This window comes from Streptomyces sp. KR80, from assembly GCF_052245555.1.
Lineage (GTDB): Bacteria > Actinomycetota > Actinomycetes > Streptomycetales > Streptomycetaceae > Streptomyces.
Genome location: NZ_JBQQCD010000017.1, coordinates 82503 through 104778, shown reverse-complemented (window position 1 = coordinate 104778; position 22276 = coordinate 82503). Strand labels below are relative to the sequence as shown.

Sequence of the window (22276 nt, the reverse complement as noted above, 5' to 3'; positions counted from 1 at the left end):
CTTCCTATCCCTGGGTGTACACGCGAACGTAGTCGACCAGCAGGGTCGCGGGGAATTTCGTCGTCGAGTCCGGCGGACCCGGCCACACCCCGCCCACCGCGAGGTTCACCAGCAGGTAGAAGGGGTGGTCGAACACCCAGCCTGCCCCGCTGGGCAGTTCGCTCTTCTTCGACGTGAAGTAGGTGCGCCCGTCGAGCTGCCAGGTCACCTGCTCCGGCGACCATTCCACCGAGAACACATGGAAGGCGTCGGAGAATTTGGCGCCCCCGGGCAGGGTCGTCTTACCGCCGATTCCCTCTGCGGGGAAGCCCGGGCCGTGCATGGTGCCGTACAGCGTGCCGGGTTCTTTGCCGACGACCTCCATGACGTCGATTTCGCCGTTGTTCGGCCAGCCGACATCGTCGATGTCCTTGCCCATCATCCAGAACGCGGGCCACATGCCCTGCCCGGACGGGACCTTGATGTTGGCCTCGAAACGCCCGTACGCCTGGTCGAACTTGCCCTTGGTGGTGATCCGGCCGGAGGTGATGTCACAGCTGCCGACCTGGCAGTCCTCCATTCCGGGCAGCTGCTCGCGCCGGGCGGTGATGGCGAGATTGCCGGCGCCGTCCTGGGACACGTTCTGCGTACGGTTGGCGTAGTACTGCCACTCCTCGTTGCCCCACTGCGGCTCGCCGCCCAGGTCGTAGACCCACTTGGCCGGATCGGGCCGGGTGCCCTGGGCGTCGTTGAACTCGTCCTGCCAGGAGACCTGCCAGCCGCCGGCGGCCGGCGGCGAACCGTAGACCTGGAACTCCCACAGGGAGTAGCCCCAGGCGGTGGCGCGCTGGGTGCCCTGGACGCGTATGTACCGGGCGCTGTCGGAGACGGTGAGATCGTCGGTCCCACCGTCGCCTGTCGTGGTGGTGTAGGCGGTCCGCCAGGTGCTCGCGTTGTCGGACACTTGGATCCGGTAGCCGCGGGCGTACGCGGCCTCCCAGTTCAGGACGATGCGGGAGATCTTGGCGGACGCGCCGAGGTCGACCGTGATCCATTCGGAGTCGCGGCCCTCGGCGCTGGCCCAGCGGGTGGTGGTGTCGCCGTCCACGGCCTTGGCTGCGCTGTAGGCGGCGGCCTCGACCGACGAGACGGTGACGGGCTTGCCCTTCGACAACAGGACGTCGGCGGCCTGTGCGGAGGTTGCTGAGTCGGCAAGCATGCCGCCGGCGCCGGCCATGAGTGCCGCAAGTACGGCGGCGGTGCGGCGAGTTAGTCGCTTCACTCTTCCTCCCAGGAATCTGGTGGTGCCCGGCACTGTGGCATAGTGGTAAAGAAGTGGTCAATGCTTGAGTGGACTACGGACCTCTCTTTCGCGGGCCCCCTCAACCCAGCGCCCCTCCCGTCCCGCCTCATGTGAAGGCCGCGCGCAGCCGTTCCGCAGTCCATTCGGTACGGCCCCGGGGGCGGCGAGCGCGACCAGTCCCGCGCCGAGCGGCGGGTGCGGCGTCACCGCCAGCGGCCGGGGCGGAGCCAGTCGTTGACGGCGTATCCGGTCTTCCGGCCGATGTTGCGGGTGATGATGTGCTCGATCCCTCTGAAGACAAGGGGCGAGATCACGGTCGCCGGCAACCGGCCGCGGGCACGCCCTGGACCCAGGGCCGGCGGCAGTGTCAGGGCCAGTACCCGGGCCGGGTTCGGGCCGTTGTCCGCCTGCCCGACGGGGCGTTGTCGGTGGCTCGGGCGTTCTGAGCCGGCCACCTGGTGTCGTCAGGCAAATCGCGTCAGGTTCATTGACACTCCTCGTTCGTGGCCTCGATTCTGAGAGCGCTCTCGAACAAGGGCCTGTAGGGCCTTCCTTCCTTGCCAAGCGTGGTCGCCGACCGTCGGTGCGTGCCTGCCCGGCGTGCAACCAGAGTCCGACGACCGGGTCTAAACCCCTTCCCCTACAGGCGTGGCAGGTGCTTCATCCACTCCAACGGGATCCAGCTGACGAGGAGAAACAGCATGCATGCCAAATGGAAGGTGCTGGCGTTACTGGTCGCCTCGGTGATCTTCGCAACGGGACATGCGGCCGCCGGCCCCTCGTCCCCCGCCGAGGCCGCGGTACCCGCGACCATCCCGCTCAAGATCTCGAACAACTCCGGGCGCGGCGACCAGATCTACATCTACAACCTCGGGACTCTGCTCTCGACGGGTCAGCAGGGCTGGGCCGACGCGAATGGTACGTTCCACCCCTGGCCCGCCGGGGGCAACCCGCCGACCCCGGCGCCTGACGCCTCGATCGTCGGCCCTGCCAACGGCCAGTCCAAGACGATCCAGATGCCGAAGTTCTCCGGTCGGGTGTACTTCTCCTACGGCCAGAAGCTCGTCTTCAAGCTGACCACCGGCGGTCTCGTGCAGCCCGCGGTGCAGAACCCGAGCGACCCGAACAGAAACATCCTGTTCAACTGGTCCGAGTACACGCTCAACGACGCCGGGCTGTGGATCAACAGCACGCAGGTCGACATGTTCTCGGCGCCGTACGCCGTCGGCGTCAAGCTCGCCAACGGCACGACCAAGAGCACCGGTCACCTGAAGCCGGGTGGTTACAACGGCTTCTACAACGCCCTCAAGGGGCAGCCGGGCGGCTGGGCCAATCTGATCCAGACCCGCTCCGACGGCACCATCCTGCGCGCCCTCGCTCCCGGCCACGGCATCGAGGCCGGCGCCTTCCCGGGCACAGTCATGGACGACTACGTCAACCGGGTGTGGAGCAAGTACTCCTCCTCGACGCTGACCGTGACGCCGTTCGCGGACCAGCCGAACACCAAGTACTACGGCAGGGTCTCCGGTGGCGTCATGAACTTCACGAACAGCTCCGGAGCGGTCGTCACTTCGTTCCAGAAGCCCGATTCCGACAGCGTCTTCGGCTGCTACAAGCGGCTGGACGCGCCGAACGACCTGGTGCGCGGCCCGATCTCCCGCACACTGTGCGCGGGGTTCAATCGTTCCACGCTCCTGATCAACCCCAACCAGCCCGACACGAGCTCGGCGAACTTCTACAAGGACGCGGTGACCAACCACTACGCCCGGAAGATCCACGCGCAGATGGTGGACGGCAAGGCCTACGCCTTCGCCTTCGACGACGTCGGCAACTACGAGTCGCTGGTGCACGACGGCAACCCGCAGATGGCGTACATCACGCTCGACCCGTTCAACTAGGTGATCGATTCCAAGAGGTCCGGGGTGGGGGCCAGAGGTCAGAGGTCTTAGGCGGTCAGTGATCGCAGGATCGGCTGTCTGGTGTGGTCGCGCAGAATCCGCAGCAGGTGCAGCACCGTGGGCTGCGCTGAGCCGTGCCCCTGGTCGGCCAGGGCCGCCGCCCGCGGCGTCGCCTGACGTTGATCCGCCTCGGACGGCCCGTAGACGGCCCCGACCCTCACGCGATCATTCATCACCCGATGAGGATCGCGAGCCGCGCTGGTTGCGCTTCGCGCTGTAGGCGAGCGCCTCGAGTGCGAAGACGAGCACCGCTCCGATGCCTCGCAGAACACGCCTCGCTATCGATCCCGCTCCATGATTCACGGCGCCAGTAGATCACTCCAGAAACCGTACGCATAGGTCGGCGGAGTCTCCCTCCGCCATGCCGCACCGCTGGGCCTTGCGTCGGCCATGCGGTCCGGCGTTCGCCCCTCAGAAGCCGAAGATCTGTGGGACGTCCTTGACGAACACGATCCCGTCGTTTCCGGCCAGGTGTGCCGGGTCGAGCGGGGAGTAGCCGTAATACGGGGACACGCGGGGGGCGGGCCGCGTGTCCCCGAGGGTGGTGGCCAGCCGGGGGGCGTCGATGACGCAGCGGTCCTCCGGGAGCGCGTACAGGAGTCCTTCGACGGTGTCCGGTGGCGGGATGTCCACTCCCTGGTGCCGGATCGTGCCGAGGGCCGTGGCCAGGAAGGCATACCGCTCGCCCAGGTGGGCGCTCACGATCGCGCCGGCGCTCCACCACTCCAGCGGCAGGTCGCCCATCCGCATCGTGCTCTTGTCCCGCTGGAGATGGCCGTTGTGGGCGTGGATGAGTGCCGGGCCCCGTTCCGCGAGGGCGAGGATGTTGTGGGCCATCATCTGGTCCCGCAGGCCCACCAGCCGCGTCATGCGGCTCGGTGAGGTGTCGGCCATCCAGTAGTGGTAGCGCAGCAGGCCGGTGGCGGTGCGCCCGTACAGGCGCGCCCGGTCCCAGTCGTCCCGCGAGGTCGCCGTGATCAGGTGCGGCGTCTGCGCGTCGAGCAGCGCCACCAGATCGTCGGCGAGCAGCCGCAGCTGACTGGCCTCGGCCGACTGCCCCACGGACTGGGCCGGGTCCATCATCGCGGCGGGATTGGTCCACCGGTCGTCGGTGCCGAGCAGGCGGTCGAGTGTCTCCGCGGTGCAGGGGAGCAGGTCCGCGTCCACCCGGGCCGCGAGGTAGCCGTGGAGTGCGGTGAGGGCGTGCCGGGGGCTCGCGGCGCCGGTGATCTCCAGCGGGCCGTCGAAGCCGGCGAAGCGGAGCCGCTCGGACGCGGGCCGGCCGTCGTTGTAGGCGCGCATCCAGCGCACGAGCTCGCGGTTGGCCGCGGAGGTGCCCCAGCCGTGGCTGAATCCGTGCTCCATGACTTCGTCGAGGGTGCCCGTGCCCGAGGTGACGTAGTCGTCCACGACCAGGCCCATCATGCAGTCGCTCTCGATCGCGATCGTCCGGTAGCCCTCCTGCTCGACGAGCTGTCGGAAGAGGTTGTTGCGCAGGTCGAGCAGAGTGTCCTCGCCGTGGGTGGGCTCGCCCAGGGCGAGCAGCCGAGGCCGGGCCGGGAGCAGCCTCATGATGGCGGCGGCCTCGACGGCATGGGCGGTGTTCTTGATGTCAGTAGCCATGCCTTCAACGGTATCGTTGAACCTTCGATTGAAACTTTCCCGCGATATCGGCAGGTTCATGGGATCAAACCTTCAAAACGGCGAGCGACTCAGGCCGGTTGATCTGGCACGCGGGCACGGTCTGTCCACGCAGGCGATCAGGAACTACGAGGAGGCGGGCATCCTTCCGGCCGCCGGTCGCACACCCCACGGCTACCGCACCTACACCCCGCTGCACGCGCGGGCCCTGCGCGCGTTCCTCGCCCTGGTGCCCGGCCACGGCCACCAGACGGCGACGTCGATCATGCGGGCGGTGAACCAGGGCGCGGTCGATGAGGCGTTGGGCCTCATCGACGAGAGCCACGCCCAGCTCCTCGACGACCGGCGGACCCTCCAGGCCGTGGAGCGCGCCCTCCGCGGCCTGGAGCCCACTGCGGCGTCCGAGCCCAACGCAGTGTCTGGGCCTGCCAGCAGGTTCATCGGGCCGCTGGCAGGGGAGCTCGGCATCCGGCCCGCGACGCTACGCAAGTGGGAGCGCGCCGGGCTGGTGCGCCCGCGCCGCGACCCGCGGACCGGGTACCGCGTCTACGACGAGGCCGACGTACGGGACGCCCGGCTGGCCCATCAGCTCAGGCGGGGCGGCTACCTGCTGGAGCAGATCGCCCCGCTGATCGCCCAGGTGCGGGCGGCAGGCGGGCCGGAGCCGCTGGAGGCCACCCTGCGCGACTGGCACGGCCGGCTGTCCGCCCGCGGGCGCGCGATGCTGGCCGGGGCCGCCGAGCTGGAGGCGTACCTCCGCGAGCGCGGATGAGATTTCGGCCGTCAGCCGAAGAGAGACTCCCAGGACAGATACACCCGGGCGCGCGACGGGCGCCCCCACCCGGTGACCCTCAGAGATCCCAACTACCGCTCCCGGGTTCCAACTACGTCTCACATCCACAGGGGCCGGGCAACGTCACCCTGACGAGCCAAAGTCGGTAAAGGGGGGATCCACACGGCCCGTCGCCGGTCGACCGGGGCCGGGCCGGCCAGTGGGTCGCTGCTGCAATCCGCCGCACCAGCACTCGAGATGGGTGTCTTGACACGCACCTGACATCATTCATACATTCGTCGTCACTTTGTATGAATGGCGTGGGGAGTTGATCCGCATGCGGCTCGGCAATACCGCTGTCGTCCTCGGTGGCAGCGCCGCCGGTCTGTGCACCGCGGGCGCGCTCGCCCCGCATTTCGACCTGGTGCTGGTGCTGGAACGCGATGAGCTTCCGGCGGAGGCCGAGCACCGGCGTGGCGTGCCGCAGAGCAAGCACCCGCACTTCCTGCTGAACTCGGGCCGTCGCGCGATCGGGGCGCTGTTCCCCGGTTTCGAGGACGAACTCATCGCCGCTGGTGGGCTGCATCTGATGCCGTCCATGGACGCCGCCTACCTCGATGGGGAGGGCTGGGCGGCACGCAAGCGCGGCACGATGACGATGATCTACAGTTCGCGGATCCTCATCGAGCGCGTGCTGCGGGACAAGGTGCGGGATCTGGCCAACGTGGTCGTCCGCGAAGGTGTCACGGTGAACGGCCTGACCATGCGGGGTGGCGGCACCCGCGACGGAGAGGTCACCGGGGTCGACATCTCCACGTCCACCGGCGACGAGCACGTCGACGCCGACTTCGTGGTGGACGCGATGGGCCGCGGCTCCTCGGTCGGCAGCTGGCTGGTGGCGGCGGGTTGGCCCGAACCCGAGGTGCGGACCCTCGACGCCAAGGTCACTTACACCTCGCGCTGGTACGACCTGCCCTCACCTGCGGAGCGACCCCCGTCCTGGTGGTGGCGGCACCTGGTGATCATGCCGACCCAGGACGAGGGCGAGCACCCTGCCGAGCACGAGTTCCTGGTGAACTTCTTCCCGATCGAGGGGAACCGCGTCATCGCGTGCATGGGCTCATGGGGGATCGAGATGCCTCGCACCACCGACGCGTTCGTCGAGTCGGCCCGCCGGGTGCGGACGCCGTTGTTCGCGGACGCGATGGACCAGTGCTCCCCCACCTCGGAGGTCCACCTGACCCGGTCGACCGGCAACAGGTGGCGACGCTACGACCGCCTGCGCACACCGCCGAAGGGTCTGGTGTTCATCGGCGACTCGATCTGCGCGTTCAACCCGTTCTACGCACAGGGCATCAGTTCCGCGTCAGGTTCGGCGCTGCTGCTGCGCGAGCACCTCTCCCGCGCCGAGCATCTCGACGCGAGGTTCTTCTCACGGTTCCTCGCAGAGCAACGCAAGCTGCTCGGCGTGCCGTGGCGCCTGGCGATGGCCAGGGACCAGGGCTACGAGTGTGCGGTGGGTACCGAGAAGTTGCGCGAGTGGAGACGTCGCATCGTCGCGGCCGTGTCCGGCCCGGCGTTCAGTCTCATCGTCGGTGCCGCCCGTGAGGACGCGGTGGTCGATGAGCACTTCGCCAAGGTGTTCAATCTGGACGAGTCGCTCGGTGACATGCTGCGGAACCCGCGTGTGATCGCGGGGCTCGTGCGCTACCGGGTCCGTGCCGCGTTGGGCCGGCACCGGGTTCCCTTCGGGTTCGATCCTCAGGCCGAGCCACCGGCCACGGACTACTCACCGGACGGCACCGAAAGTGCCGCGGCACCGGCGGCCGCACGATGAGCGCCGGGTGCGGACCGGAGGCGGAGGCCGTCACCCGCGACCTCGGTTTCGACTGCCACGACGTCTCCCCGGTGGTCTCGCTCCGCTTCCCCTGGGATCTCGCTCAACCGACGATGCCGCTGCTCGAGGTGCTCATCATCGGCGGCGCCGTTTTCGCCCTGGTGCACGCCGTCCGCCGCCACCGCCAGGGCGATCCGATCAACCTGGCATTGTGGTGCGCCTCGCTGGTCTATCTCCTCGTGACCGAACCGCCGCTGTACTTCCCGGAGTGGTTCGGTCTCGAGAAGCAGTACGGCTTCATCTTCGCCCACAACCAGTTCACCGTGCAGTTCATGTGGGACCGGTTGCCGCTCTACATCGTGGCGTTCTACCCGGTGATCAGTCAGGTCGCCTACGAGCTCGTGCGGTCGCTCGGGATCTTCCGGCGCCGTGGCGCGCTGACCGGGTCGGTGGCCGTTACCTTCGCCTGCCAGGTGTTCTACGAGGTCTTCGATCACCTTGGCCCGCAGCTGAAGTGGTGGGCCTGGAATATGGACAACCACATCGTCAACCACCCTGCGATGGCGTCGGTGCCCATGAACAGCATGCTGCTGTTCGCCTCCGTCTCGATGGGAGGCATGACCTACCTCGTCGTGCGCCTGGCCGGTAGCCCGGCCGCGGACGGCGGCCCGCGACGCGGGCGGTCACTTGTGTTGCGCGTCCTGGTAGCCGGCATCCTCACCCCGCCGACCATGGCGATCGCCGGCATCCCGTCGAGCTTCTTCGGCGGGAACGATCCCAACACCGCCGCGCAGGCCTGGATTCTCGGCATCGAGCTGGCCCTGGTGTGGCTGGCCGGCGCCTGGATCGTCGTCTCGCATCTGAGGTCTCCGGATCGCGGACCGGACGAACCCTTGTCCGCCTTCGCCCGGTTCTATCCCGCCATCTACCTGGGTGGGATGGCCGCGTTCTGGATCAGTGCCCTACCGGCATACCTCGCCGCGGATGACGGCATCACCAGCGACGGCACCCCGATCGGAAGCGGACCCTACGCGCTCGCCTGCTTCATGGGGGCCGGTCTGTTGCTGGCCGCGATGTATCGGCAGGGCCTCGCGCGCCGCAAGGCACCTGCCAGCATCTGAGGTATCCCCCTCGGGGAAGATAGAGCGCATGGGGCACCACGGATGGCAGGGCAACCCACCCGGTACCGAGGACGAGGCACGCCGCCGGATCGTCGAGGCGGCGACGGCATGCATCGACCGTGTCGGGCTCGCCAAGACCAGCCTCTCCGATGTCGCCGCCGAAGCCGGAGTGACCCGGCAGACCGTCTACCGCTACTTCCCGAGCCTGGCAGACATCCTCCGCGCCGTTGCCCTGGCCGGCGTCGAGGAGTTCGCCGGGCGGATGGAACGCCACCTGGCCTCGTCCGGCAGCGCCGCCGAGGCTGCCGTGGAATCCGTGGTGTTCGCCGTCCGAACGGTCCCCAACGAGCCCTACCTGGGCCTGCTCTTGCAGGCGGGCGAAGCCGACGTCTTCACCATCGAGGTCACCTCTCCCCTGGCCTTCTCCCTTGGCGCGCGGATCCTCCGCAACGTGCCGGTCGACTGGCCCGCCGTCGGCGTCACCACCGACGACGACTTCCAGGGGCTCGCCGAGATCCTGATGCGACTCTTCCTGTCGTTTCTGCAGTACCCCTCGACGCCGGCTCTCACCGACGAGGGACTACGGACTCTCGTCCGCCGCTGGATCGGACCGGCCCTCCGCGGATAACCGCAACGGAGAGATCGTGTCCCAGTTATCGAGGGCCGCGACGTTCGTGGAGACATAGCCCCAGCGAAGGCCTCGATCGAGGGCGGGCCGCAGGGCGAAGTGAATCTTGCGGATGGAGTTCGCTTCGAGCTTCTTGCAGACGTGCTTCTTCTGCGTCTTCGGGTCGGTCTTCCCGTTGCGTCGGCCGTCGCACTGTTCCCGACACCGCCGCAGTCGTGCGTAGAACAACTCCAGCATCTCGGCGGTCAGCTTGCCGGCCTTCATGTCGCCGAAGATGGGCTTGAGGTAGTTGCGGATGATGCCCTCGGCGCGCTCGTACGACGTCTCATCCAGTCCGGCCACCCCGAGCCACCGGTCGAGCAAGAAGGCCATGGTGACCTGAGTCTTGGGGTGGTGCTGCGCGTCGACATGGTGGAGGAGCTTGGTGCGGGCCTTCTCGGCTTCGGCGAGTGTCGCGGCCTGCTCGTAGACGTAGATCTTCTTCTTCGTGAGCGGATCGCGCCCTACATACACGCTGGCCTGGTAGCCAGAACCGTTGCGGCGGATTCGGCCTCGCTGAGTACTCCTGGACTGGGTGTTCGCCATGGCATGGAACCTAACGACGGCTAATGCCACGGCTACGACGAACAGCGCGCCCGCCCCGGAAGGGCGAACGCGCTGGTCAGACACTGTGCCCCCGGCAGGATTCGAACCTGCGACACCCGCTCTAGGAGCGAGGTGGGGCGATCCGGCGCGTGTCCTGCTGAATCCTTACCTTGGACGCAGTCCGGCCGCTGTGCCGTTGTGCACCCCGATTCCCCGTGACTTCCCGTCCGTTCTGGCACGAGAGTGGCACGGCCATTCGTGGTCTCGTGGGCCGCCATGCTCCGGGTCAAGACTCGGCCGCATGGATGGGGAGACCAAGGTCAAGACGAGGGGTGGTTGTGAGCGCTGTGGAGCTGGCTGCCGGACTGAGGAGCCTGTGTATGGCTGGGTCTGTGCTCGCTGTGCTCGTGAACTCGACAACTACTACTTGATGCTTGTCGGCATGAGGGGCGGAGATCCAATACAGCTCTACTTGGCTGATCGGAAGGGGACGCGTGCCGCCTCGTACGTGAGTAGGTGTTTTGATCCTTGGCCGTGCAAGTGCTCCCCCCGAGTCGAGTTACAGCAGGGATCATGAAGCATGCGCCCGGATGACTGGCACCTCACCGAAGACATCGACGACTTCCTCGCCCGAGCCGGAGACTTCCTGCGCTCGCGCCCAGCCCTGCACAACACGCCGCTGACGGACATCGAAAAACTGCGAACACGCGGGGCGGACGCACACGGCCCCGAAGCCACCGTCTTCGGCCGACTGGAGTCAGGAGGCGAGGTTCGCGCCATCTTTTACCGCACTCCGCGCGGCCGCCTGACCCTCACCCCCCTCTCTACCGAGCAGGCCGACACCTTCGCCGCTCACCTGGCTGGCCTCGGCCACTCCCCCACCGACGTCATCGCGGACCACGACACCGCCACCGCTTTCGCCGAGACATGGCAGCGGCACACGGGCGCAGCGCCGGTGCCCTTCTGGCGGACTCGTCTCTACCGTCTCGGCACGCTCACCCCACCGCGGCCGCGCCCAGAGGGCCGGGGCCGCGTCGCGGGCGAGCAGGACCATGAGCAAGTCGTGCGCTGGTGCCGTGAGTTCTGTGCCGACGTCGGAGAGAAGGTCTCCATAGACGCCATTGATGCCGGCTCCTGGGCCGACACACGATTCGCGGACAAGCACTTCACCTTCTGGGAGACCGCGGACGGAATTCCCGTCTCCATGGCGGGCTCGACGTCGATGGTCGACGGCATGGTCCGGGTGGACCCCGTCTCCACCCCGGCCCCCCTCCGGGGCCGCGGCTACGCGGGCGCCGTGACGGTCGAGGTGAGCAGAGCCGCGCTGACATCAGGCGCGACGGACGTCGTCCTGTTCGCGGACCCGGCCAACCCCACCAGCAACGCCCTCTACCAGCGCATCGGATACGTCCCGGTCACCGACTTCACCGGGTACAAGCTCTCCCACGACGCATCAAAAGCTGTTTAGGAACACGGCCGACACAAAACGCGCCTGCCACCAGAAAGCTGATCCGCCAACACCGCGCTGCCGGGCACAGCAGGAAGGAAGAAAAACACCTACTGAGGTCGGCGGAACGGCTTTGGCCGGTGCCCTGCCCGGTTTGGGGTCCAGCATGATCAGGGGGCCGTACGCTTGCTGGCTACTCGGGCAGGTTTCACCCCTGCCCGCCCGGTGGCCTTTCCGACCGAACTTCTACAGGACGTGGAACGGCACCTCGACGACTTCGCCGGTCCCGGCCGTGATGGTCACGTGTTCCTTGGCCCTCAGGACGGGCAGCTCTGTCGGAGTAACTTTCGTGACGACTGGATCAAGGCACGGACCAAAGTTCTTCGGCACACGGGGAACACCCTCGCTGCCTCCGGCGCGAGCCTGCGTGAGCTGATGACCAGGATGGGCCACAGCACGCCCCGCGCCGCGCTGATCTATCAGCACATGGTCAACGGCCGTGACCGGGAGATCGCCGATCGGCTCGGCTCGATGATCCGCAAGACGCAGGGAGATGTGGACTCTTAGACTGAGCCCGCGTCGCCAGCCCTCATCACAGGTCACCCCGTAAGGAGGACTGGCCGACTCGGGACCCACTCAGCGCTTCGCTGCCCGCGGCTCCCCGCGACCGCCTGCTCGGCTATCGCGGAATGGCGCCCTGTCAGTTTGCGGGGAGGATATCGGAGAGGCGGTCAGACGGATGGGAGATGCCAGGCGCACTCCAGGACGGCGTTGTAACTAGGCACACCGCTGTCCTGGAGTACCTCCATGCACCTGTTGTATCCCTCCGAGTCGGTCGGTGCCGACGCTGAGGTGGTGTGCGCCGAGGCGGGTAGTGCTGCCCCACTGAGTGCGGCGGCAGTGGCAAGGGCGATGGCGGCGAACGCCGTCCGAACGCGCATGTCTCTCTCCCATCGGTGAAGAATCAGAAATCTCATGGTTCGGGTGACCGCTAAAGCCTTGCCCCGACCATCGGCCAGACCAGCCAAGAAGTAGCGGAATACCCCCGTAGGGGCGGCGACTGATTCGGTGGTCCGGCCGAGGGCGGGGAGGCCGATGTCGGCGGCCGTTGTTCACAGGTTTGGGAGGCGCTAGGTCTAGTGGGTGGGGTCGCTAGGTCTAGCAGTGCCGCTAGCGGCTGACTGCGGGGCGACCAACAGCCGTCTGCCGTGAACGGTCAGCCGGGCATTACGGCGGTCTATCGGAACGCGTTAGCGGACTTTGTGGCACGTGTGTGGCACGGTCGCGATCATGCGAAAGGACCAGTTCGAAGGAATCACCCCTCTGAACTGGCCCTTCGTCGTGTGCCCCCGGCAGGATTCGAACCTGCGACACCCGCTTTAGGAGGGCAACTTGATCTGTAGCCCGTGGCTCCTACCTGCTTCTTTCATCTTCAGGATGGCATCCGTGGCGTCTGGGTGTGCAGGTTTCGTCTGTGGTTCACGGCTAGAAGCACGGCTAGACGAACCTTGCGACTGGGTGATGGGAGCACGGGTATGGCTTCAGGAGCTCGGTACGTCCGTCGAGAAGGCCCGGACCTTCGGGTGCCGGATGCGCTGGGCGGGGTCGTGCTCCTCGATGAGCCAAGAAGTCGCCTGCAAGCAGATACTTCGGTAAGTGATTCAGCCGTGCCGGAAGAACCAGACCCGACGCACCCTGCGCAGTCCCCGAAGATCCCGGAGGGACAAGCAGGAAGCTAAATGTCAGTGCCCCGCCGTACCGTCACCCGAATGCCCGGAATTTCGTCGGTGGCCCTTGGCAGCTCGGGGGCCCGCCTCATCCCTGTCTGGAGCCTGGATAAGCTCCCCATGTCCGGAGCCCAGGATGACAGGAGGAACTGTCATATGCCGTGTTGACAGGAACACTTGTCACGGCGTCAGGTGACAGGGAAACTTGTCACATGATCCTGCCGACGACGGACCACCCCGACTTCTACACCCAGCTGCTGACCCTGCGCGAGCCGGCCTGGCGCGAGCCGACCGAGGACGAGCTGATCGCCCTGGAGGACGACATCTTCGAGGCGGTGCACGAGATGGCCTCCGCGATCTCCCTGCGTGACCAGAGCTACCGCGACGCCGGACAGCCCGTGCCCCCCGGGAACGTCAGCGCCCCGGACTACCAGCTCGCTGCCCTGCACGCGCTCCGCCAGGCCCAAAGCGCCGTCGACCGACTGGCGGCCGCCGCCGCCCGCACCGCCGGGCACACCGGCGCCAGCTACGCCAAGTTGGGTGCCGCCTGGGGCATCACCCGCCAGTCCGCCCGGCTCCGCTGGCCCGACGCCGTCCCGCCCAGGGGCGAGGCCCGGCCCGTCGAGCTGGAACTGGCCGGAGGCCACGCCACCATCACCCAATTCCCCGACGACGACGGGTACGTATGGGAGGCCACCGCCGAGGACGGCACCACCGCGCAGGGCGAGGAACCGTACGGCAGCACCGCCGAGGCCGCCGCCCACGCCGGCGCCTTCCTGCAGCGGCACGCCCACGACCCCGACGCCGCCCACGCAGACTGCATCGAGCCCCACCGCGACGCCGACGGCGAATACGCCGACTGCGGCGGCACGCCGCTGTAGCCCACACGCCACGAGCCCCCGGAATTGGAGCTGCCTCCGGGGGCTCCGCCGTACCGTACGCCGTTAGCGGTCGGCCTCCCGGTCCTCCCCGGTGGGTGGGTACAGCTTGTCCCACGCCATTTCGACGGCCTTGCCTGCGTCGCGTGCCGCATCGAGCGCCCCGTAGCCGAGCAGTCTTGCAGCCAGCACGAAGCCGGGGATGGTGATGAATGCCTGCAGGTAGAGAGCCAGGGCAATGGCCTTCCCGAGGTAGATCACACGCCTGTACGACGGCCTTGGATGAGGTGATCTTGCGCCGCCCGGGCCAGCTCTTCTGTTCGCCCTGGCCCCGGCTCGATCTTGCGCCCGCCATGTATCCCACTCATGGATGTGACGATGGATCAGTAGCGAGTACCTCCTGGGCCCCTCTTGCGAAGGCCTCATAGGCATGGTCAAAGGCGTCGTTCCGTGCCTTGCCGCTTCCAGTCATTCTGAACAGGCTGATTCCGCAATTGCCCAAGTGCACCGCTCGGCGGCCCATCTCCTCCGGACCGACGATCCTCACTCGCGTCACAGCTCGACGGGCCGCTTCAGTGGCTGTATCGATCGGCTCCGGTTTCCCTGGGCGGAAGACTCTCCATTTGATGACAGAAACCACTCTGTTCAGTCGGCTTCCGTATGTGTATTCGACCAATTCGGAAGCTGCTGCCTTGAGCTGATCAGCAGCACTCAGCATCTCGGCGTATGCCGACTGTCGCTGCTCCCTGATCCAATGTCCATGCTCGATACTGGCCCGCTCCCTGGTCTGCTTACGCGACGTGCGAGATCCCGCGAAGGCGCCTCCGATTGTCCCAAGCAAGGTGTCGGCTACTCCAATAGCGCTCGCCCACACTGCTGCGTCACCCTGGTCCACGTTTTCATCGTGTCTTTGGTCTGCGGCTACCGCGTGCCACGCTGCCTTGTGCCGTGACGGTTGTCCTTCGATTCACCCATCTGTCCGACATGTAGCGCGGTCAAGTCTGCAGAGAAGCAAGCGACTCGTCGACACGGTCTCAGGCGGCCCGAGTGGTCAGTTCGCGGCCGAGATTGGTTTCATAGCGCTGGCCATGGTGGCGGCGAGGTCGTAGCCGGGGCTGTCGTCGAGGAGGTTCTTGCGTCGGTTGTACCGCCCCGTGGTGCGGGAGTCCTTGTGGTCGGCCCACTCCTGGACCTTGTCGATCCGCGCGTTCGGCCTCGCCAGGGCAGGGGTGATGGCGGTGTGCCGGATCCCGGATAAGCTCCCCGTCTCCGGATTCCATGGCGTGGGCCGTCGGTGGGAACTACAGCGTTCGCGCTTGTGGCCCCCGTAGGAACGGTGGGACGTGGTTACCGTCGATCCTTCCCCAGCTTCCAAGCCCTCGGATCGACATGAACAAGGCGCAGCTCGTAGAAGCTCTTGCTGACAAGCTCGGCGGGCGGCAGCAGGCCGCCGATGCTGTCGACGCGGTACTGGACGCCATCGTGCGAGCGACCGTCACCGGCGACAGGGTATCGGTCACCGGCTTCGGATCGTTCGAGAAGGTGGACCGCCCAGCCCGGTACGCCCGTAACCCGCAGACCGGAGAGCGCGCGAGGGTCAAGAAGTCCTCCGTGCCCCGCTTCCGCGCTGCACAGGGCTTCAAGGACCTCGTGGCCGGCACCAAGAAGCTGCCGAAGGCCGGCGAGGTGTCCGTGAAGAAGGCGCCCAAGGGCAGCCGCCAGGCGGCGGCGAAGAAGGCTGCGACGGCTAAGAAGACCACTACCAAAAAGCCCACAGCAAAGGCCGCAGCGAGATCAGGCGGAGGGACAGGCCCAAGGCGGCAGTCGACAGGAAAGAATGAATAAGGAGCAGGACCGACGCCGTGCAACTCAACGAGGGACGCGAGGCTTACTACACCTCGAGCAAGACAGTCAGTGAGATCACTCGTCAGTTGGCGCTTGCTGGGGTCGCCGTTGTCTGGCTCCTCTCCGGTGGACTACAGGCTTCGGAGATCAACCTCACCAGCGTGCAACTTGCGGCCGGTGCGTTTCTCGCTAGTGCAGTCCTCTTCGACCTCATCCAATACGTCTGGACTACCGGAAACTTCGCGGTTTGGGTGTGGTGGAAGGAAAAGAAACTAAGGGAAAAGGGGGATAACCATAACCCGTCAGTGGACGTTGACCAGGAGAAGATTGGGGACGTCCCAGCCCACGTGCTTCCCGTGATGTGGGTGTTCTTTTACGCGAAGGTAGTTGCGATTTGCGTGGCCTATGGATTCATCTTCGGTGACCTCTTCGGACGCATCAAGCTCCCGTAAGGCTCGCTCCGGCCGCCATCGTGGTTGTCGGGGGCGGCGCGTATTACGCCCTGGTCGTGGCCTGTTCGAGGGCCCCGGCCATGGACGCGGCCAGGTCGTAGCCGGGGGAGTCGTCGAGCAGGCCACGGCGCCGGTTGTACCGCCCGGTGGTCCGGCTGTCTTTGTGGTCGGCCCACTCCTGGACGCGGTCGATCCGGGCATTCGGCTTGGCCAGCGCGTGGGTGATGGCGTTGTGCTTCATCACGTGGGGGTGGATGGAGTCGGCCTGGGGCAGTCCGGCTCGCCTGGCGAGGGAGCGGATGAGCCGCCACACCGAGGGTTCGTCCAGCGGCCCGCCGCTCGCCGTCTGGAACAGGAACTCCTCCGTGCGGCCGTCCAGGTGGGTCATCAGCGCGTCCCAGGCGTGTGGCGGGATGGCCTTCTTCTTCCGGGCGCCGCCCTTGATGCGGGCGTTGATGACGTGGTGGCCCTTGTCGTAGCCGAGGTCCTCCACCCGGGCCGCGAGCGCGGAGTCGATGCGCAGGCAGACGGTGTAGAGCATCAGCAGCAGCGCGTAGGCCCGCGGCCGGTAGGCGGCCGGCTGGTGGTGGTCGCGGGCGGTGAGCAGCAGCAGGGCGGTCTGCTCCTCGGTGAGCCCCTCGGTGGGGGAGTAGTCGGGGTCGATGGCCGGCCGGAGCACCCCGGCGAACGGGTTGCTGCGCACCGCGGTGTCGTCGACCTTGTCGAGGTAGTCGAAGAACGAGCTGGCCGCGGACAGCGCGTTGGCCCGGGAGGCGTCTGAGTACGGCGGCCCGGTCCGGGCCATCTCGCCCTTGGCTCCTCCCTTGGCCCGTACCCAGGTGGGGGCGGTCTCCAGGTACGTGGAGAAGGTGTCGGCGAGCATGAACGTGGTCTGCAGCGGGTTCACGCCGTGCTCCCGGACGTACTCCTCGAAGACGCGGAAGCCCCGGGCGTAGGTCTTCTGCGTGTTGGTGCTGCGCTGGTGGGCGATCCAGCCCGCCGCCAGGGTGGGCAGCGGGTCCTCCTCGCCGTAGAGGGCGACGAGGTGGTGGTACAGCCTCCGCGCATGTTCGGGCCACTGCTCGCGCGGATCGCGGTGCAGTCGCGCCAGGGCGGCCCGGGGTGAGCGCGCAAGGACCGTTCCCGGCATGTCTGGCGATTCACCCATATCGCTTGCATTCTGAGTGCGCGTCAGCATGGGCACAGGATAACGGTCATTATCCTGTGCTCTCCTTCCGGCCGCCCGTACGGCGGAATCCGGCCGCTCCTCGGCCAATCGTCAGGAGAACCCTGACGATTGAGAGCCGTCAGGACTAGCCTGACGGCATGACTAAGGACCATGACGTAACCGGAGGGTGCCGCCCGCGGGCACTCACCCCGCTGGACGAGGCGTACGTCGCCCACGCCGACGCGCTCAGCGAACTCGCCCACGCGATCCTGCAGAACTTCCCGCTCCAGCCCCGGACCCGCCAGCCCAAGGGCGAGGTCCTGGAGGACGCGCTGGAGCTGCGCCGGCTCGCCGACCAGATCGTGGAGAAGGCCGTGGTCGTGGAGAACGAGCGCGGCGCCAGCTGGACCAAGATCGGCGCGGCCGCCAGCATCACCAAGCAGTCCGCCCACGAGAAGTGGGGCACCGTCGTCCTCGACTGGACACTCATCAAGCAGCGCCGCGCCTCGCCCAACCGCTCCGCCGCCGAGATCGCCCGCACCCTCGACACCTGGTACGCGGAGCTGTATCCGAGCGAGCCGTACGCCATCACGGCCGGTCTCGCGGCGACCGACCCGCGCAATGTCGTCGAGCAGCAGGCCGCCAACGCCAACCGGGCCGCCGCCAAACGCCTGTACGCGCGGCTGGGCGAACTGCGCGCCGAGGACACCGCCGCGTACAACGCCGCCGTGGAGGCCGTGGGCAGCAAGGCCCACGCCGCCGCCCGGACCGCCATGGCCGAGGTCTACGACCAGCTTGCCGTCGCCGAGCCGACCATCGCCGACGACCACCGCCAGGACGCCGCCAAGCAACGCGCACTGGCCGCCGACATCGCCAACCCGCCGAAGGACAACGACGCATGACCAGCCGCAGCACGCAAGCGCGCCGACTCGGGCTGGAGCTGACCGAGACCACCGGGGTTCGCGTTGAACTTCGCTACGACTCCGGCACCCGGTGGTTCGCCGAGTGGACCGACGGGCCAACCAAGGAGCAGATGCGCGAGCTGCTGGCCGCCGCCCTGGCCGGCCCCTGCTACCCGGACCTGCGCGACCGGACGCTCACCACCACCCGCCACCACTCCGCCGCGCCTGGGCCGCCCGCGCCATCCACGCCCGCCGGGACGGCGTGCTAGCCCGCGAGATCGCCGAGGGGGCCGCCTGGCGGCGAGCGAACCTGCCGCAGCGGCGCCCGTACAACACCACCAGCGACCTCACCCCCGAACACCACGCGCTGCTGGCCCACGTCGAGCAGCTCATCCGCACCACTCCGTACCCCGACCGGGCCACCGCCCCCGAGGACGAGCCCGACATCGAGCAACTGCTGAACGTCGGTGCGAACAGCGCCGACGTCACCAGCGAGTACACGATGGCCCGCATCCTGCTCAACGCCGACCGGGCCCCCGCCGGAGACCAGCCCGCGAAGCTCCGGTCCGAGTGGTGGTGCCCACCCGTGCCGCCGCGGCTCAATGGCTGGGGTTTCAGGGGCTGTTCGGTAGCCAGCCGCGTTGCCTTCTACGAACTCCCCCTCCCGGGCATGGATCCGGGCAGCCGGGGCACTCGGGCTGCGGAGGTCGATACACCATGGTTCCGCTCTTGCTCGTTCTGATTCTGGCCGTACTCCTCTTCGGCGCGGGCTTCGCGCTCGAGGCGCTGTGGTGGATCGCGGCCATCGTTCTGGTGCTGTGGCTGCTGGGCTTTGTGATCCACCCGACCGCCGCACCCGGCGCCCGCAGGAGTCGCTGGTACCGCTGGTAGGCCGTGCCGCCCGCAGGCCCCTCATTCAAACGGCTCACCGGTCGACGGAATCGGCCGTCGACCCGTGAGCCGTCTCCATCGGGTGCGAATTCGCTTCTTACGGAAGGGGTGATCCGCCGGTGGCGTTGAGGATCTCGGCCGTGATGTAGCTCGCCTCCTCGGAGGCGAGGAATACGTACGCCGGTGCCATCTCGGCCGGCTGTGCCGGCGTTGGAGCGGGGACTTCTTCTTTCCGAACTCCGCGGGGTCCGGCATGGTGGGGGGATGAGCGGGGTCCAGACCGGTCCGGGCGCGACGGCGTTGACGCGAATGCCGCGCGGAGCGAGTTCCATGGCGAGACCTTGGGTGAAGGTCACGATCCCGCCCTAGGGCTTGGGCTGGTAGGCCTGTATCGACGTGCTGTTGATGATGCTGCCGCCCTATGGGATGTGCGGCAGGGACATCTTGCAGAGCCAGAACATGCCGTAGAGATTGGTCCGCATCACCCGGTCGAACTGCTCGGTGGTGATGGCTTCGATGCCTTCGGTCCGGGCCATCTGATAGGCCGCGTTGTTGACCAGGACGTCGATCCGGCCGAATTCCTCCACGGCGCGGTCGACGAGGCAGCCACTGGTCCTCCAGCCCTTGCTTGTGGCTGGCGAACAGTGTGGCCAGTGACTGCATGGCCTCGGCGACCAGGGCGTCCGCTGCATGAACGGCTTGCCTCGGATCATCGACGAAGCCGCTCTGGATCTCTTGCCATCTGGAGCGGAACTTTTCCTCCTCCGAGCCGAGGAGCGGCGTGGTCGCTGCGACTGCCTCCTCCGTTTCTGGCGTCACGGCAGCCTCTGCGGTACCGGCTTCTGCCCGGCCCTCGGTGATTTCTCGTGGCCCGGCCGCCGACGGCTCAGTGGCCGTGGCCTCGCCCGGCATCACGGGTGCCTGCTCGGCCGGCGCCGTTGATTGGAACTCGGTCGTCTCCTGGGGGCGGGCGATGTCCTCGGTGGACAGGCCTTCGTCGCGCCCCGGTTCGTTGTCGCGCTGCATGTCTTTCATCTCCGTCCCGGCTGCGCGACCGGTGGGCGGCGGGACGCATCACGTCTGCGCCCCCGGCGCGCAGCGGAGACCGGCGGTCCGGTGGATTCTCACGCGGCCGTTCGGCCGCCTCTGTCTTCCAGCAGCTCGTCGAAGAGCGCGCGGTAGTGCACCATCGCACCCCGCAGCTCCTCGGTGGTCGCCTCCTGGCGGCCGCTTCTCAGACTGACCTCGTGTGCCGCCCGGTAGTGCTCGAGTGTTCGGCCGTGCTCGACCGAGAGGTCCTTCACCTGTTGTTCGAACCCTTCGGTCGGATAGCCGCGGTCGCTCATGAGCGCGGTCACCAGTCGGTCCGCTTCCTCCACGGCGTCGCTCGGCCTGTCGACGAACATCTCCTGCACTCTGCTCCAGTCCTGGGTGTACCGGTCTTGGACGCTGCTGGGCAGCGGTTTGATGTCGAGGGCGTCGTGGCGTTCCTCGCGTTCCTGCAGCTCGCGCTCGGCCGCCAGGCGGCTGTCCTCGGCTTCGACCGTCCGCTCGTACTCCGGCCCGAAGCGCTCCTCCAGGTGACGGCGGCGGAGGTAGATCCGCAGGGCCACGGCGAGGATGGCGAGCACGACCACAGTGGGGATGATGATGGCGATGAGGGTCCCTGCTGACATTGGGTCCTCCCTACCCGGTGTGCCCGCCGACTTCCCGTGAAGGAAGTTTCGAAACACCACCGTTCCGGGCCCAGCTTGAGTCACACGCCGCGCAGGCTCGTCAGCCGGCACCCACGGCATCGGGTGAGATGCGCTCGAGGGGTCCGGCCCGGTGGAGGTCGACCACCGGAGCCATCAGATCGGCTGTCGCAGGAAGGGCTCCGGGTGCCGATCGTCCTCACTGGGCGCCGTGAGGCGGCGGAACTCGATGGGGGCGCCGGCCCGTGCTCGCTGCCGGTCAGCGCCATCGCTCTCGCCTCCTCCCGCGGGCCAGGTCGCCCCGAGGCGCAGAGAAGGGAGAGTCGCGAGCCGACCCGCCCGGAAGAAGTGGGGACGGGTACGGGCCGGGCTCGGCCCGGTCCTCGGGGTGGCGGCCGGGCTTGGCGTGCTGGGCATGGTTCAGGCACCAGTGCTGCTGATCGTGGGCGGCCAGGACACCGAGGTGCTGGCGATGACCCGGGAAGTGGCCAAGCAGCTACGTACGCCCCCCACCGGGTTCAGGTGGTTCCGGGAGCCACGCACCTGTTCGAGGAGCCGGGTGCTTTGGACGAGGTCGCCGAGGCGGCCCGTGAGTGGTTCCTACGTCCGTGGGACCACGCGCAGGAGTGGCAGTGAGATGTCGGTACGAGCTGGAGTGCACACGCTGCTGGTCCACCTGCGGTGCCAAGTGGAGCAGCCTGCCCGGCTGGACGCTGCACGCCAGCTTGGCGGAGTGCACGGCGCGGCAGAACACGGAGGTGCCGGCGGGCGCTGAGCGGTACTACCGGGAGATGGTGCGCGGTGGGCCGCAGTCGTGGAACGCTCGTTTCGATCGTGCCTTCCATAGAGGTGCCGGGACACGCGGCGGGCGTCGGTATCCCGCTGCGTGTCCGATCGATTCCTCGGGAGGCCTGCCCCGGGCTCTTCTTCGCGGGATCTTCGCTCGGGGTGTTGCCCCGTCAGATACGTCGGCGCGGTGCCCCCATTCCTGCCGTGGCGAGAGCCAGCAGGACGGCGACAATGCCGGTGAGGACATTGCTGACGATCGTGGAGGTGGTGGAGACGTCTCCTGCCACCATCCCAGGGGCGATGATCGTCCATACGCCGATCCCTGCTGCTGCCCAGCTCATGCCGTGAGTCCGCTCGTAGGCGTTTCCCAGACCCATCGCCAGATACGCGAAGGCCAGACCGGCGATGAGGTTGTTCACCGCCAGCGTGGTCAGGCCGTTGAAGCCCACGATCCACGGTGATGCGGCCAGATACAGGCCGGTCAGCAGACTGAGGCACTCCACGGCCTGGCCTGTCGGGGTCGCTGCCGCACGCTCCGACTGGGCGCGCAGGGCCACGAGGTCCGGGTGCTGATCGATAACGGGTGACATCGGTGCGGTCACCGAAAGCCACCTCCTTCGTCGGTGGAGATATGCCGTGATGGCCGCGTAGCCGACATG

General features: G+C 67.6%; 22 protein-coding genes and 2 pseudogenes. 14 read left to right on the top strand and 10 right to left on the bottom strand.

Translation table 11 applies throughout. The annotated features are described in order from the left end of the window. Nucleotides 1-4: 4 nt before the first annotated feature. Nucleotides 5-1261: a family 16 glycosylhydrolase gene (locus ACTWQI_RS22695; RefSeq protein ID WP_443273185.1), complete on the bottom strand. Its 1257-nt coding sequence runs from the start codon at nucleotides 1259-1261 to the stop codon at nucleotides 5-7. A 722-nt stretch (nucleotides 1262-1983) separates the two neighbouring features. Between ACTWQI_RS22695 and ACTWQI_RS22690 the strand changes: the two genes are divergently transcribed. Next, a complete protein-coding gene (locus tag ACTWQI_RS22690; protein WP_443273184.1) occupies nucleotides 1984-3180 on the top strand; it encodes a glycoside hydrolase family 64 protein in 1197 nt (398 codons plus the stop codon). 47 nt (nucleotides 3181-3227) lie between these two features. Here ACTWQI_RS22690 and ACTWQI_RS22685 read toward each other — a convergent pair whose 3' ends face one another. Together ACTWQI_RS22685 and ACTWQI_RS22680 are read right to left on the bottom strand one after the other, a co-directional pair. Continuing rightward, nucleotides 3228-3413, bottom strand: a complete 186-nt coding sequence (locus ACTWQI_RS22685; RefSeq protein WP_443273183.1) for a hypothetical protein — start codon at nucleotides 3411-3413, stop codon at nucleotides 3228-3230. A gap of 238 nt (nucleotides 3414-3651) precedes the next feature. Beyond that, nucleotides 3652-4863 carry an erythromycin esterase family protein gene (locus tag ACTWQI_RS22680; RefSeq protein WP_443273181.1) on the bottom strand — a complete coding sequence of 404 codons (1212 nt, stop codon included), beginning with the start codon at nucleotides 4861-4863 and terminating at the stop codon, nucleotides 3652-3654. 58 nt (nucleotides 4864-4921) lie between these two features. Between ACTWQI_RS22680 and ACTWQI_RS22675 the strand changes: the two genes are divergently transcribed. The 4 genes from ACTWQI_RS22675 to ACTWQI_RS22660 all read left to right on the top strand — a co-directional run bounded on the left by ACTWQI_RS22675 (nucleotide 4922) and on the right by ACTWQI_RS22660 (nucleotide 9239). Beyond that, nucleotides 4922-5653 (top strand): TioE family transcriptional regulator, encoded by a 732-nt coding sequence (locus ACTWQI_RS22675; RefSeq protein ID WP_443273180.1) that lies wholly within the window; start codon nucleotides 4922-4924, stop codon nucleotides 5651-5653. Between the two features lie 337 nt (nucleotides 5654-5990). Beyond that, nucleotides 5991-7490, top strand: a complete 1500-nt coding sequence (locus ACTWQI_RS22670; protein ID WP_443273178.1) for an FAD-dependent oxidoreductase — start codon at nucleotides 5991-5993, stop codon at nucleotides 7488-7490. A gap of 113 nt (nucleotides 7491-7603) precedes the next feature. Continuing rightward, complete coding sequence (locus ACTWQI_RS22665) at nucleotides 7604-8611, top strand: hypothetical protein (RefSeq protein ID WP_443273177.1); 1008 nt, start codon at nucleotides 7604-7606, stop codon at nucleotides 8609-8611. 28 nt (nucleotides 8612-8639) lie between these two features. Beyond that, on the top strand, nucleotides 8640-9239 hold the full coding sequence (locus tag ACTWQI_RS22660) for a TetR/AcrR family transcriptional regulator (protein ID WP_443273175.1): 600 nt from the start codon (nucleotides 8640-8642) through the stop codon (nucleotides 9237-9239). Here the strand turns inward: ACTWQI_RS22660 and ACTWQI_RS22655 are convergent. After that, on the bottom strand, nucleotides 9192-9752 hold the full coding sequence (locus ACTWQI_RS22655; RefSeq protein ID WP_443273173.1) for a hypothetical protein: 561 nt from the start codon (nucleotides 9750-9752) through the stop codon (nucleotides 9192-9194). The genes ACTWQI_RS22660 and ACTWQI_RS22655 overlap by 48 nt on opposite strands. Before the next feature lie 652 nt (nucleotides 9753-10404). Between ACTWQI_RS22655 and ACTWQI_RS22650 the strand changes: the two genes are divergently transcribed. Beyond that, nucleotides 10405-11292, top strand: a complete 888-nt coding sequence (locus ACTWQI_RS22650; RefSeq protein WP_443273172.1) for a GNAT family N-acetyltransferase — start codon at nucleotides 10405-10407, stop codon at nucleotides 11290-11292. A 234-nt stretch (nucleotides 11293-11526) separates the two neighbouring features. Further along, nucleotides 11527-11838 carry a hypothetical protein gene (locus ACTWQI_RS22645; RefSeq protein WP_443273170.1) on the top strand — a complete coding sequence of 104 codons (312 nt, stop codon included), beginning with the start codon at nucleotides 11527-11529 and terminating at the stop codon, nucleotides 11836-11838. Between the two features lie 164 nt (nucleotides 11839-12002). On the opposite strand, the gene ACTWQI_RS22640 is transcribed toward ACTWQI_RS22645, so the two are convergent. Further along, nucleotides 12003-12212: a hypothetical protein gene (locus ACTWQI_RS22640; protein ID WP_443273169.1), complete on the bottom strand. Its 210-nt coding sequence runs from the start codon at nucleotides 12210-12212 to the stop codon at nucleotides 12003-12005. Nucleotides 12213-13210: 998 nt separating this feature from the next. On the opposite strand from ACTWQI_RS22640, the gene ACTWQI_RS22635 reads away from it, so the two are divergent. Continuing rightward, nucleotides 13211-13879, top strand: a complete 669-nt coding sequence (locus ACTWQI_RS22635; protein ID WP_443273167.1) for a hypothetical protein — start codon at nucleotides 13211-13213, stop codon at nucleotides 13877-13879. A 63-nt stretch (nucleotides 13880-13942) separates the two neighbouring features. On the opposite strand, the gene ACTWQI_RS22630 is transcribed toward ACTWQI_RS22635, so the two are convergent. After that, the gene (locus ACTWQI_RS22630) at nucleotides 13943-14137 is read right to left on the bottom strand and encodes a hypothetical protein (RefSeq protein ID WP_443273165.1); all 195 of its coding nucleotides are present in this window, start codon (nucleotides 14135-14137) and stop codon (nucleotides 13943-13945) included. 1128 nt (nucleotides 14138-15265) lie between these two features. Between ACTWQI_RS22630 and ACTWQI_RS22625 the strand changes: the two are divergent. Both ACTWQI_RS22625 and ACTWQI_RS22620 read left to right on the top strand, forming a co-directional pair. Beyond that, a pseudogene (locus ACTWQI_RS22625) lies at nucleotides 15266-15712 on the top strand (HU family DNA-binding protein); the annotation flags it as partial. Between the two features lie 26 nt (nucleotides 15713-15738). Beyond that, entirely contained in the window at nucleotides 15739-16173 is a 435-nt protein-coding gene (locus tag ACTWQI_RS22620; RefSeq protein WP_443273163.1) for a hypothetical protein, read from the top strand. A gap of 43 nt (nucleotides 16174-16216) precedes the next feature. Here ACTWQI_RS22620 and ACTWQI_RS22615 read toward each other — a convergent pair whose 3' ends face one another. Beyond that, nucleotides 16217-17341 (bottom strand): tyrosine-type recombinase/integrase, encoded by a 1125-nt coding sequence (locus ACTWQI_RS22615; RefSeq protein ID WP_443273162.1) that lies wholly within the window; start codon nucleotides 17339-17341, stop codon nucleotides 16217-16219. A gap of 158 nt (nucleotides 17342-17499) precedes the next feature. Between ACTWQI_RS22615 and ACTWQI_RS22610 the strand changes: the two genes are divergently transcribed. Genes ACTWQI_RS22610 through ACTWQI_RS22595 form a run of 4 tightly spaced genes read left to right on the top strand, consistent with a single transcriptional unit; the run spans nucleotide 17500 to nucleotide 19134 of the window. Continuing rightward, nucleotides 17500-18243: a hypothetical protein gene (locus ACTWQI_RS22610; RefSeq protein ID WP_443273160.1), complete on the top strand. Its 744-nt coding sequence runs from the start codon at nucleotides 17500-17502 to the stop codon at nucleotides 18241-18243. After that, nucleotides 18240-18512, top strand: a complete 273-nt coding sequence (locus tag ACTWQI_RS22605; RefSeq protein WP_443273158.1) for a hypothetical protein — start codon at nucleotides 18240-18242, stop codon at nucleotides 18510-18512. The genes ACTWQI_RS22610 and ACTWQI_RS22605 overlap by 4 nt, the downstream gene beginning before the upstream one ends. After that, a complete protein-coding gene (locus tag ACTWQI_RS22600; protein WP_443273156.1) occupies nucleotides 18506-18985 on the top strand; it encodes a hypothetical protein in 480 nt (159 codons plus the stop codon). The genes ACTWQI_RS22605 and ACTWQI_RS22600 overlap by 7 nt, the downstream gene beginning before the upstream one ends. Then, the gene (locus ACTWQI_RS22595) at nucleotides 18961-19134 is read left to right on the top strand and encodes a hydrophobic protein (RefSeq protein ID WP_443273154.1); all 174 of its coding nucleotides are present in this window, start codon (nucleotides 18961-18963) and stop codon (nucleotides 19132-19134) included. The genes ACTWQI_RS22600 and ACTWQI_RS22595 overlap by 25 nt, the downstream gene beginning before the upstream one ends. 97 nt (nucleotides 19135-19231) lie before the next feature. Here ACTWQI_RS22595 and ACTWQI_RS22590 read toward each other — a convergent pair. The 3 genes and pseudogenes from ACTWQI_RS22590 to ACTWQI_RS22580 all read right to left on the bottom strand — a co-directional run. Continuing rightward, nucleotides 19232-19736 (bottom strand): annotated as a pseudogene (locus ACTWQI_RS22590) (SDR family oxidoreductase); the annotation flags it as partial. A 522-nt stretch (nucleotides 19737-20258) separates the two neighbouring features. Further along, a complete protein-coding gene (locus ACTWQI_RS22585) occupies nucleotides 20259-20810 on the bottom strand; it encodes a hypothetical protein (protein WP_443273152.1) in 552 nt (183 codons plus the stop codon). A gap of 977 nt (nucleotides 20811-21787) precedes the next feature. Further along, nucleotides 21788-22207, bottom strand: a complete 420-nt coding sequence (locus ACTWQI_RS22580) for an SPW repeat protein (RefSeq protein ID WP_443273305.1) — start codon at nucleotides 22205-22207, stop codon at nucleotides 21788-21790. Nucleotides 22208-22276: the final 69 nt, after the last annotated feature.